Raw genomic sequence first — 12,263 nt, 5'->3', positions numbered from 1 at the left:
GTTGTGCTCTACCAACTGAGCCATGTCCGCTTGCGGGTTATTAATTTACGCGAGTTGTCCAAAAGACGCAAGTACTTTTTTCAAAAAAGTTGTCTGCCGCATGTTCTTAGTGGCTAAACGCGCTAAAGCGATTGGCTAGGCACGCGATTCCAGCGCTCCACTAAACATCTTCACCATCTGCACGCGCGTGCCGGCGCCGTCCGTACGACGACCAACCTCCACGTTATCGACGAGCATACGCATAAGCTTGATACCACGGCCGCGCTCCTCAGATGCGACCGGCTCGCTCGTTTCATCGATAGAATAGCCGGCACCTCGATCAAGCACCTCAATCACAACGCGATCGCCATAGGCCTGAACCGTCAGGATGCACCCGATACCGCCCGCATGATCATAGGCATTACCCAGCGCCTCCCCCGACGCCAACGCGACATCGTAGCGCTCGTCACGGCGCAACGGAAGCGACTCAAGGAGTTCGGCGATGCGATGTCGGTAGTATGGAAGATTCTCGATACCCTGACGGACCTCGACGCTCTTACTCCAGCGAGGCAGCTCCCCCACCGGAATGGCGGGAATAGACTCCCGTGCCGGCCCTGCGACATGAAGGATATCGACAAGACGAGCAATCTTCAAAAAGCGAACAACTTCATCTGATGCATTGACGAGCGAAAGCAGGCCTTCTCGTCTCATGAGCTCACGAGCGTGCGTAAGCAGAAATGCCAAGCCCGTCGAATCGATAAAGCTAACAGCCTGACAGTTGAAGACGACACGACGCACGCCGCGGCCAATCAAAGCATCCAACCGCCGACGCAGCGCAGGCACCGTGGCGATGTCGATATCGCCTGGTGGCGTCAAAACCGCTATGTCATTCCACTCATTCATACGACCATGGTTCCCCAAAAGAGCTCGCTCGATGCATACGTATCTGCAACTGCGCAGATTTTGCCCATCAAACGCCGCGGCCTACAATCGACCTCGTAAAAACTCAAGGGAGACCAGCGCGATGTCATCGTCCAGCGCCGATTCGGTAAATCGGTCAAGCTCGCCCAAGACCTTGCCGCAAATGCCCGACACGCCCTCCCCCGAAACAGAAAGCAGAAGATCACGCAAGCGCTGCTCGCCAAAGAACGCTCCGGTGCGGTCGCGGGCCTCAATCGTTCCATCCGTATACATGAAGAGCATGTCACCGGGGGCGAACGTAAACACGCCTGTCTCGTACACCATGCTCTCAAAGGCACCGATCACGCCCGATTGGCACCCAAGGAGCTCCACTTCTCCCCCGCAGGTCTCGCCGCCACCAAGCGGCGTCGACGACGGCCTAATGACCATAGTGGGAGGATGTCCCGCAGAGCAATAGGTAGCGCGACCCGCTTTAAGATCGATCTTGGCGATAAACGCCGTCACAAACGTCTCGACCCTCGAAAAGCCCATGAGCATGCTGTTAAGGGAGCGTGCCATGCGGGTCGGTCCAGCGCCCTCCCAGGCATAGGCCGTCAGGGCCGTCTTGACGAGCGCGGACATCGATGCGGCCTCAATGCCCTTGCCAGACACATCACCCAGAATCATGACGGCGCAATCGTCGGGAAGACGGATGAGCGTATAGAAATCGCCGCCGACCAACGCCGAGTTCGTGGCCGACAGGTACACCGAATCGGTTGCGATACCCGGAACATCCCCCAGGGAATTTCTCATGCCGATCTGGAGGGTCTGAGCGATATGGCACTCCTCGCGCTTTTGAGATTCTCCTTCGTAGATCAGTTCAAAGTCATGCGCCAAGTGCACCAAGTAGTCGTATTCAAGGTCATCAATCGGCTCTTGGCTACCATCACGGAGCAGCAAGGCGCGCGTCGTCGGCCTCTTCGCAACGGAAGCAGGAACAATCGCGTCGTTACTGTGCTTGCCATCACCCTCAGAGCGCGGGCGCCCCGCCTCGATGCCGGTGTCGACGTAGAGACCTTGACAAGGCAGGCCATGTGCCCTAAGCCAGCCTCCCATAGGCATCGATTCGTCAACGCGCGTTATACGGACGTGTTTAAGGTCCTCGGCACTCGTGCCGCCCAAAACAGATGCCTCAAAGCCATCAGGGCCAGCCCCCAGACGTGCCGCTGGCGCCATCGTGGAAAAGAAAAGCTTCTCGGGATCGTCCGGCAAAGCAACGCGACTGCCGCCTTCAAAATCTATGACGTAGGAATCCAGACTGGCGTCATACTCAACAGGACAAAAATGGCAGTTGAGCATATTGCAGATCTCGGACGATACCGCCTGGGTAGCCGCGGCGGGATCGTCTAGAAAGGTAAACAACTCATCACGCAAGACATTGAGCGAGCGGCCAAGCTCGGCCGTGCGACGAGAGCGAAGGCTCGATGCCATGCCGACCAGCTGGATAGACAGGTAATCGCAAATAACCTCGAGCACATTAACGTCATAGGCGAGCGGTGCCTGGGGGCGTTTCCAACCAACTTCCAGCACGCCAAGGATCTGCGTACCGTAAAAAACGGGAAGACAGATCTCGCTGCGGTACGGAGGCATATCCTGCACGCGCAACAGGTGCTTAGAACGATTGTCCAGGTCCATGAACATACCGGAGGCGGCCCTATCGCCCTCGAGGTCCTGTTGAATCGACAAGCGACAGGCACGCGACTCGCGAAGAACATACGTCGGAATGCCAGCGCCATACGGCAGAAACTCGGGCAGGTAGCTGCCATGCAGCTCCTTGGAAACACCGCGAAGCTTAAAACCGCCGCTCTCAGAAAAATAAATGGCAGCGCCCGAGGCATCGAGGGTTCCTACAAGCTGGTTCAAAACGGTATCTAACAAACTAGGCAGCTCATCGGAGCCCACCGTGCTCATAATGACCGAGAGCGTGCCCGAGAGGCGCTTATTCGCCACTCTCAGTTCCGAAAGTGCACGCTTGAGCTGGCGGTCGTGCGAATACTGTTCTTCGATGCTATGGAGCGCCACCAGAACACGCGGTGCACGGCGGCCAAAGATGCGAGACGGTGTAACCGAGCCGGCACACACCAGGACGGGAATAAATGAGCCGTCACTCAGCTTGAGCATCAACTCGCTCTTTGTTCCATTGATCTCAAAAGGAAGACGATGCGCTGCCGCGCGTTCAAATGCCGACGAGTACAGGAGGTCTTTAACATCTCCGTTGATCACATCGGAACGCTCCTCGCACATCAAGTCGAGCAAACGATTATTTACATGCAAAATGGTTCCGTCAAGCTCACAGACAATGACAGCATCGCTCGTAATCTCGACCAATTGGGCAACGTCTGCCCACTCGTTGCGCTCAAGCGTTTCCATCGTGAACCTCACCGTCTATCGGTAACAAAAAAACCTCCAAAGAGGCTTTTCAAATGCGATGGTGTCGGAGGCGGGACTTGAACCCGCATGACCAAAAAGCGGTCACTAGCACCTCAAGCTAGCGCGTCTGCCAATTCCGCCACTCCGACATGCTATGTTGTTGATCGCGATTCGTTCTGTTGGACCCGCGCGTTCAACGAGGTAGATAATAACCTATGATTCGAGAACTGTGCAAGCACTTTTTTCAAAAAAGTTTACGAATTTGTAAATGCGCAGGTAGACTGACCTGTTCGGGCAGGAATGAGGTTGCTTTCCAACGCGTCCTCGGGCATGCAGCATTATTTTGATCCGCGCTTCGCGCTACAAAATAATGCCGCCCCCTGCGGAATGCGTTGGAAAGCAACCTCATTCCTGCCCTAGGGGCACGTACTCCAGGCATAGTTCCTAAACATATTCTGGGGCTGACAAGAATTTAGTGGCTCGGCTTTGCCGAGCCCTTATATGGGGAGGCCGGAGCGAAAGCTCCGGCCTCGCTCAATTTCTATTTAGATTAAGTGAGCGATCAAGGAATCACACTCCCCACTGCCGCGTTAACGTAGGGCCCGCGCTGGTGTTACTTTTCAGAACATCCCGCAGGACGGAGGAAGCCCCGCAGCGCGTAGCGCGCAGCGGGGCTTCCGACATGTCCGAGGACGTTCTGAAAAGTAACACCAGGGCGGGCCCGGACGAGAACAACCGACTACAGGTCGATGTGCGATTCCTTGATCGGGAACGGCTCCGCGAAGTGGCACGCGCAGCAGTGGCCCGGGGCAACTTCCTTAAACTCGGGAAGCTTCTCGGAGCAGATACCCTGCGCGATCGGGCAGCGCGTGTGGAAACGGCAGCCGGTCGGCGGATCCAGCGGCGACGGCGGATCGCCAGCGAGAATGATGCGCTTACGGGTCTTCTGGATATCGGGATCGGGAACCGGCACGGCAGACAGCAGCGACTGCGTGTACGGATGGTGAGGCTCGCTGTAGAGCGTCTTCCAGTCCGAGACCTCGACCATCTTACCCAGATACATGACGGCAACGCGATCGGAGATATGCTGCACGACGGACAAGTCGTGGGCGATAAACAAATACGCCGTGCCAAACTTGTCCTGGAGCTCCTTGAGCAGGTTTAAAACCTGGGCCTGAATGGATACATCCAGAGCGGAAACCGGCTCGTCGCAGATAATCAGCTTGGGCTTCAGCGCAAATGCGCGGGCAATGCCGACACGCTGACGCTGACCGCCAGAGAACTCATGAGGATAGCGGTTGATGTGCTCGGGGTTCAGTCCGACAACGTCGAGAAGCTCGCGGACACGCTCAATGCGCTCCTCCTTGGTTCCCACGCCGTGGATGGTCATGGGCTCGGAGACGATCTCGCCGATAGTCATACGAGGGTTGAGCGAAGCATAAGGATCCTGGAAGATAAACTGCATCTCACGACGCATGTCCTTGATCTCGTGCTTGCTCATCTCGGCAACATCTTTGCCCTGGAAGAACACCTTACCAGCGGTCGGCTTGGTCAAGCGCATGATGGTGCGGCCCGTCGTGGACTTGCCGCAACCAGACTCGCCAACCAGACCAAAGGTCTCGCCAGGATAAATCTCAAAAGAGATGTCATTTACAGCAGAGACGACGCGCTTGGAAAAACGCTTGGCGAACATGCCGGACTCTGCAGGGAACTCCTTAGAGAGGTGCTCGACCTTCAGCAGCGGAGTGCGCGTGTTTTTGTCTGCCATTTACGCCTCGCCTCCCTTCTTGAAATCCCTGCGCGTACGGGACGTCTCAGGAGCGTTCTTGAGGAACTCGGGGTCGCCGGCGTAGTGGCACGCAGAATAGTGACCGGATTCGATGACAACACGCTCGGGGCGCTGCTTGCGGCACTTATCGGTCGCATAGGGACAACGAGGCGAGAACACGCAGCCCTCGGGCAGGTTCATGAGCGAAGGCGGGTTGCCGTGAATCGGCGTCAGCGGCTTCTTCTCATCGATAGCCTGCTCCGGGATGGAGCGGATAAGGCCCCAGGTGTAGGGATGGCGGCTCTCGTAGAAGATTTCCTCAGCAGTACCGAACTCGACGGGACGGCCGGCGTACATAACCATGATCTTGTCGGCCATATCGGCGACAACGCCCAGGTCATGGGTAATCATGATGATGGCGTTGCCGTTCTTCTTCTGCATTTCCTGCATAAGCTCAATAATCTGAGCCTGAATGGTAACGTCCAGAGCAGTCGTGGGTTCGTCGGCAATCAGAATATCGGGGTCGCAGGCAAGGGCCATGGCGATCATGACACGCTGACGCATGCCACCAGAGAACTGGTGCGGATACTCATTGACGCGCTTCTCGGGCTCAGGAATGCCAACGAGTTCCAAAAGCTCGGTGGCGCGCTTGAGTGCCTCCTGCTTGGAGTAGCCACGGTGCAGACGAAGGCCCTCGCCTACCTGCTTGCCGATCTTATAGACCGGGTTCAAGGAGGTCATAGGATCCTGGAAGATCATCGCGATATCGTTGCCGCGAATGTGCTGCATCTCTTCCTCGGTCATCTCGAGGATGGAGCGACCGCGATAGCGAACGTCACCGCCCTCGATCTTTCCCGGAGGCATCGAGATAAGGCCCATGATGGTCATGGCGGTCACGGACTTACCGGAGCCGGACTCACCGACGACACCAAGGGTCTCGCCGCGATCGAGCGTGTAGGACACACCGTCGACAGCGCGAACGACGCCATCCTCGGTATGAAAATACATCTTAAGGTCATCGACCTCGAGCAGATGCTGGCCCTCGGGAACCGGCTGGTCCTTCAGGTCCACATAGTTCTTGTTCTTCTTCATCCTTATGCGTCCTTCATCTTGACGTCGAGGGCGTCGCGCAGACCGTCACCCAGCAGGGTGAAGGCGAGCACCGTCGTAAGAATTGCCAGACCGGGCATGATCATCATCCAGGGGGCGGTCATCAGATATTGCTGACCGTCCTGAATCATCGAGCCCCAAGAAGGCGTAGGCGGAATAACGCCCATCCCAAGGTAGGACAGAGCGGACTCGGTCAGAATGGCACCACCGATATTCATGGTCGCGTAGACCACGATGGAGGCAACGGAGTTCGGGAAGATGTGACGCACGACAATACGAGCATCAGATGCACCCATCGCGCGCGCAGCGTCAACATAGTCGTTTTCCTTGACCGTCAAAATTGCAGAGCGGAAGACACGCGCAATCGAAGGCCAGCCGAGAATACCGATGGCGATAAAGACGTTCTGAAGGCCACGGCCGATGACGGCGATCATGGCGACGACGAACAGCACGTACGGGAACGCCAGGAAGATGTCCGCACAGCGCATGATGATCGTATCCCAGATGCCGCCGTAGAAACCGGCGAGGGCGCCCATGACTAGACCGATGACCGTCGAGATGGCAGTCGCCATAATACCGACGGAAAGCGAAACGCGTGCACCGTAGATAACACGGACCAAAATGTCGCGGCCAAGAGCGTCGGTGCCAAACGGATGCTCGGCACACGGAGCCATAAGCGCCGTCTTCGCCATGGTGGTCGAGTCGGAGGCAGTCGGAGAACCGAGCCAAGGCTGGGCCCACAGATCGGCAGTCAGCGCAATGAGAACGACGATGACGATCCAACAGACGCCGATGACGGCGAGCTTGTTCTTACGAAGACGCTTGAAAGCGTCACCCCACAGTGTGCGGGACTTAGCGGGAGCAGACGCGGCCTCGGTGGCGGTAGCCTGCTCCTGAGACTGAGAATCAGTTTCCTGCATGAGACGTACCTCCCTTAGGCCTTATCCGACGGACCGCCAAGGCGGATGCGCGGGTCGAGGAATGCATAGCTGATGTCGACGAGCAGGTTAATCACCATAACGACGACGACGATGAGCGTAACGCCGCCCATCACGACGGGCCAGTCGCGCATGCTGATAGCGCGGTAGACCTCAAAACCGATGCCGGGCCAGTTAAAGACCGTCTCGGTCAGGATGGCGCCCGAAAGCATGGCGCCAAAGTCGACACCAATATAGGTAACGACCGGGATGAGTGCATTCTTAAGCGCATGCTTGATGATGATCGCGCGATTGGAGAGTCCCTTGGCCTTTGCCGTACGGATGTAATCCTGGTTCATGACGTCGAGCAGCTGCGAGCGCATAATGCGGGCGGCATAGGCGGTCGAAACCGAAGCCAGCGTAATGGTCGGAAGCACATAGTGCATCCAATCTTGATACTGAGAGCTGGCACCGCCGGCACCCGAGATCGGCATGGAGAACGCACCGCCCGTGGCGTCCTTGAGCACGACGCCAAAGAACAGCTGCAGCAACATACCGAGCCAGAAGGCCGGGACGGCAACGAGGATCGACGTGGTGAGCGTTACCAAAATATCCCAGAAGGAATAACGCTTTACCGCCGAAATGATACCCGCACCGATACCCATGATTGCCTCGAGTACGATGGCGCACGCGGCAAGTTTGATCGTATACGGATACTTCTGGGCAAAGATTTCCGTAACCGGCAGCTTGCGCTGATACGAATTGCCCAAATCGCCATGAAGCAGGCCGTTCATGTAATACAAGTAACGGTCCACGAGCGACGTTTGAACGGGGTCGCCGTTCTCGTCAAGGATCGCGTTGCCGTCCTCGTCCGACTGGACCAGGTGATAGCGGACGCGAAGCTGAAGCTCCACCTCGGGGGACAGAGCCTTGTCTCCACCGATCAGCTTGATCGGATCTCCCGGCACGATATTCTGGAGGGCGAACAGAATCAGCGTAACGCCCAAAAATACCGGGATGAACTGAAGCACACGTTTAACGATGTACTTACCCATACCACTCCCCTATCTAGGGATTAACCTAAATGGGATGCCGATCGCCAGACCGGCATCCCAAAATTACCACAAGCCAGTCTACCCTAGGTTAGGGAGAACTGTATGTTTCCCATGAGGTCTACGTAAAAACTTGACCATCATGGAAGCTGCAAAACCCTTAGGCGAGCTCAGCGGTACTCAGATCGGCGTGCTTCTGCGGATCGACATAGAGGTGCTTGATGCGATCGGAGCCGGCGAGGGTGTGCGTATAGAACATCACCGGGATGACCGGGCAGTCGGCGGAGACCATTGCGTCGGCCTCCTGCATCTTGGCGATACGCTCCTTGTCATCAACGGTAGTGCGAGCCTCATTGACCTTGGCATCAAACGCGGGGTTATTGTAACCGGATTTGTTGTCGCCACCGAGAGAGTCGGAGTCGAACAGCGGGTACAGGAAGTTGTCCATGATCGGATAGTCAGCGGTCCAACCCAGACGACCAAACTGATAGTTCATGTTCGAATACTGCTCGAGCAAGGCAGACCACTCGGGGGTATCGGAAGTAACGTTAATGCCAACCTTGGCGAGGTCGCCGATAATGGACTCCATGATCTCCTTGTGGCCACCGTCCTGATTGTAGGACAGGGTCACGTTAATGCCACGGTCGCCATTGGCGCCAGCAGGAGCAACTTTATCGAGGTACTCTTTAGCCTTGTCGACGTCGTAGGCAGCAAACTCCCAAGCGCCCTCTTTGTAGCCGGCGATTCCCGGAGGAACGATACCGTCGGCGGGGGTGCGGGTACCCTTGAAGATGGTCTTGCAGATGGCCTCACGGTTGATAGCAAGGGAGATACCCTTGCGCAGGTCGGCGTTGTTGAACGGCTCGGCCGTGTTGTTGCAGGCCAGATAGTAGGTGGCAGGCGCGGCGCCGAGCAGCATATGCTGGCCGTCACCCATGGTGTAGCCATCCTTGGACTCGCCACGATCCTTCTTGGCGGCATCGATCTGTGCAACGGGAACGTCGCAGACATCGAGGTTGCCAGCCTGGAACTCCTTGTAAGCGGTCTCAACGTCCTTGATGATCTGGAAGTGGATGGCGTCGATCTTGGCCTTGTCGCCATAGTAATCGTCGAACTTCTTGAGGTTGATCTCCTGACCATCCTCCCACTTGCCGTCCATCTGGAAGGGACCATTGCCGATCGGGGCGAGGTAGAACGACTTGGCATCGGACTCGGCGCACTCGGGAACCGGGGACAGAGCCGGATGAGAGGCGACGTAGGGGAAATCGGCGTAAGCAGAGGACAACTTAACGACGAGGGTCTTATCATCGGGGCAGGTGACACCGGTCAGCTCGGTAGCATTGCCAGCGACCAGATCGTCATAGCCCTCGACCATGGAAAGGTGATAGGAGATCTCGGAAGGACCATACTCTTTAGCGATGGCCGACTTGGTGTTGACCAGACGCTCCCAGCCAAGCTTGAAGGACTTGGAGGTGACGTCGTCGCCGTTATGGAACTTGGCCTTCTTGAGCTTGAAGGTGAACTCGGTGGCGTCGTCGTTGGCCTCGAAGGACTCGCAAGCCAGCGGGACGATCTCGCCCTTCTCGAAGTCGTACTCGGTCAGAGCGTCAAACAGCTGGTACTCGACCTGAGTGCCCTGATCCTCCTGGACGTTGTAGGGGTCGATGCAGACCGGGTTGTTGATGTAGAAGTTCAGCGTCGAACCGGACTCAGAACCGGAAGCGTCGCCGCCCTTCTTGCCGCATGCGGCAAGAAAAGCCATGGAGCTCGCAGCAAGGGTGCCGCCGACAAAGGCGCGACGACCCATAACGGGCTGGTGGAACATAGAATCAGCCATGCCATCCTCCTTATGAGATAGGACAAAGAAATGTTCAGCCGGACATATGTCGAGACAATCCGATCCGAACCATCAAAACGCCGCCCGCTGCTATGGCTGGTTATGCACAACAGGACAACGTTTTGCAATACAGTAGCGCATTTTATGCACGATTTGGCGCTGATTCCGGTTAACGGTCGAGAATTTCTTTAGTTGGGCGAAGTATGTGGGGATATTTTGGCTCTGTTACAAATTTGTAAACAAAAAGGGTCCCGCACTGCGGAACCCTTTCATGTATTTATGTGGTTCGTACTTAGTAGCCGACGATGCCCTGCGGGAAGAAGAACATACACAGGACGACACACACGGCAAAAACGATGGCCATAATTACCGTCAGGCGATCGAGGTTCTGTTCCATGACGCCCGTGGCAGAGCTGGAGTTATACAGCGAGCTAGCGATTATATCCGAAACGCCGGTGCCCTTACCGGAATGCATCAGGACGAGAATCGTCAGCGCCACGGCAGAGACAGCCCAAACGACAAACAGAAGAATCTGGAACGGACCCATAGATAAGCTCCTTAATAGAACAATTCAAACGCCAGTACTGTACCACAACCCCCGACACTCCCCCACCTGCCATTTGGGGACGGGGTAGAAATGGCAGAAATACCAAAAAGGGGGTTGCCCGAATATGGGCAACCCCCTTTGCAAAGAAACGCTTGGAGCTTTCTCTTAGGCCTCGGTGGCGAGCACGCGACCCGTCATCTCGGCGGAAGGCTCAAGACCGGCCATGGTGAGCATGGTCGGAGCGATATCGGAAAGACGGCCGTCCTCGATACCGGTGAGCTTGGCCTTCTCATCAACGATGATGAACGGCACACGGTTGGTGGTGTGAGCCGTGAACGGATGCTTGGAACCGTCGGAAGCGATGTCAAACATGTGGTCGGCGTTGCCGTGGTCGGCGGTGATCAGCGCAAAGCCGTCCTTGGCGAGAATCGCCGGGACAACCTTGGACAGGGCATCGTCAACGGCCTCGACAGCCTTGACGGCAGCATCGAACACGCCGGTATGGCCAACCATGTCGCAGTTCGCGAAGTTCACGATGTAGAAATCAGCGCGATCCTCGTTAATAGCGGCGACGAGCTTCTCGGTAACCTCGGGAGCGCTCATCTCGGGCTGCAGATCGTAGGTAGCAACCTTGGGGGAAGCGACGAGTACGCGCTCCTCGCCCTCCTTGGGCTCCTCGATGCCGCCGTTGAGGAAGAACGTCACGTGGGCGTACTTCTCGGTCTCGGCGGTGTGCAGCTGCTTCAGGCCATTGGCGGCGATGACGTCGGCCAGGACGTTCTCGGGGAACGTCTTGGGGAAGGCGACCTCCACATCAAACGTCGGATCGTACTCGGTCATCGTCACAAAATGCGAAAGCTTGATCTGCTCGCGCTCAAAGCCGTCGAACTCCTTGTCCGTGAACACGCGGGTCATCTGACGGGCGCGGTCGGGACGGAAGTTGAAGAAGATAGCCGCGTCGCCCTCATGGATGCCCTCATTGTGGGCAGCAAAGGGCTCGACGAACTCGTCGCCGCGCGGATCCTTCTCGTAGTAGGCCTTGATACCGGCAACGGGGTCGGTATCGGCATCGGACGCATTGACCATGACGTCGTAGGCGCGCTGAATGCGTTCCCAGCGGTTATCGCGGTCCATGGCCCAATAACGGCCCGAGACGGTGGCAACGCGAGCGTCGCAACCGGTCTCCTCGGAGATCTTGGCCAGGAAGGCGCAGAACTCGCTCATGTAGCCGGCACCGGACTGCGGGTCGACGTCACGGCCGTCCATGAAGGCATGGACGCGAACGGTCTTGACGCCATGCTGGGCAGCCATTTTGACCAAAGCCTCGACGTGGTTCATGTGGGAGTGAACGCCGCCAGGGCTCATAAGGCCCATAAGGTGAAGGGTCTTGCCCTCGGCCTTGACATCATCCATAGCCTTGACGAAAACCTCGTTCTTGGCGATGGATCCGTCCTGGATGGCTTTGTTGATGCGCGAAAGCTCCTGGAACACGATGCGGCCGGCACCGATGTTGAGGTGACCCACCTCGGAGTTGCCCATCTGACCGTCAGGAAGGCCCACGTCCTCGCCCGAAGCGCCGAGCGTGGTGTGGGGATACTTCTCATACAGGCTATCGAGGAAAGGCGTCTTGGCAGCGGCGACGGCGTTCTCGCCGTCGTCCGGGGCCAGGCCGCAGCCGTCCATGATAATCAGGAGTGCAGGAAGATGACGCTGTGCCATATGA

General features: G+C 57.1%; 9 protein-coding genes and 1 tRNA gene. All 10 read right to left on the bottom strand.

All coding sequences use genetic code 11. The annotated features are described in order from the left end of the window. Positions 1–135: 135 nt before the first annotated feature. The 10 genes from SFLMC1_RS05895 to gpmI all read right to left on the bottom strand — a co-directional run bounded on the left by SFLMC1_RS05895 (position 136) and on the right by gpmI (position 12,259). Complete coding sequence (locus SFLMC1_RS05895) at positions 136–882, bottom strand: anti-sigma factor antagonist (RefSeq protein ID WP_152074875.1); 747 nt, start codon at positions 880–882, stop codon at positions 136–138. 81 nt (positions 883–963) lie between these two features. Continuing rightward, entirely contained in the window at positions 964–3,309 is a 2,346-nt protein-coding gene (locus SFLMC1_RS05890; protein ID WP_152074876.1) for a GAF domain-containing SpoIIE family protein phosphatase, read from the bottom strand. Between the two features lie 59 nt (positions 3,310–3,368). Further along, positions 3,369–3,458, bottom strand: a tRNA-Leu gene (locus SFLMC1_RS05885). 590 nt (positions 3,459–4,048) lie between these two features. Further along, entirely contained in the window at positions 4,049–5,077 is a 1,029-nt protein-coding gene (locus SFLMC1_RS05880; RefSeq protein ID WP_152074877.1) for an ABC transporter ATP-binding protein, read from the bottom strand. Continuing rightward, a complete protein-coding gene (locus SFLMC1_RS05875; RefSeq protein ID WP_152074878.1) occupies positions 5,078–6,169 on the bottom strand; it encodes an ABC transporter ATP-binding protein in 1,092 nt (363 codons plus the stop codon). Positions 6,170–6,171: 2 nt separating this feature from the next. Beyond that, complete coding sequence (locus SFLMC1_RS05870; protein WP_152074879.1) at positions 6,172–7,107, bottom strand: ABC transporter permease; 936 nt, start codon at positions 7,105–7,107, stop codon at positions 6,172–6,174. 14 nt (positions 7,108–7,121) lie between these two features. Next, complete coding sequence (locus SFLMC1_RS05865; protein WP_152074880.1) at positions 7,122–8,159, bottom strand: ABC transporter permease; 1,038 nt, start codon at positions 8,157–8,159, stop codon at positions 7,122–7,124. Between the two features lie 157 nt (positions 8,160–8,316). Beyond that, entirely contained in the window at positions 8,317–9,993 is a 1,677-nt protein-coding gene (locus SFLMC1_RS05860) for an ABC transporter substrate-binding protein (protein ID WP_226798306.1), read from the bottom strand. A gap of 292 nt (positions 9,994–10,285) precedes the next feature. Beyond that, positions 10,286–10,540, bottom strand: a complete 255-nt coding sequence (gene secG / locus SFLMC1_RS05855; RefSeq protein WP_152074882.1) for a preprotein translocase subunit SecG — start codon at positions 10,538–10,540, stop codon at positions 10,286–10,288. A 165-nt stretch (positions 10,541–10,705) separates the two neighbouring features. Next, positions 10,706–12,259: a 2,3-bisphosphoglycerate-independent phosphoglycerate mutase gene (gpmI, locus tag SFLMC1_RS05850; protein ID WP_152074883.1), complete on the bottom strand. Its 1,554-nt coding sequence runs from the start codon at positions 12,257–12,259 to the stop codon at positions 10,706–10,708. Positions 12,260–12,263 lie beyond the last annotated feature (4 nt).

The organism is Collinsella aerofaciens (assembly GCF_901212495.1).
GTDB lineage: Bacteria > Actinomycetota > Coriobacteriia > Coriobacteriales > Coriobacteriaceae > Collinsella > Collinsella aerofaciens_H.
This window is presented reverse-complemented; position numbering and strand designations above follow the sequence as displayed.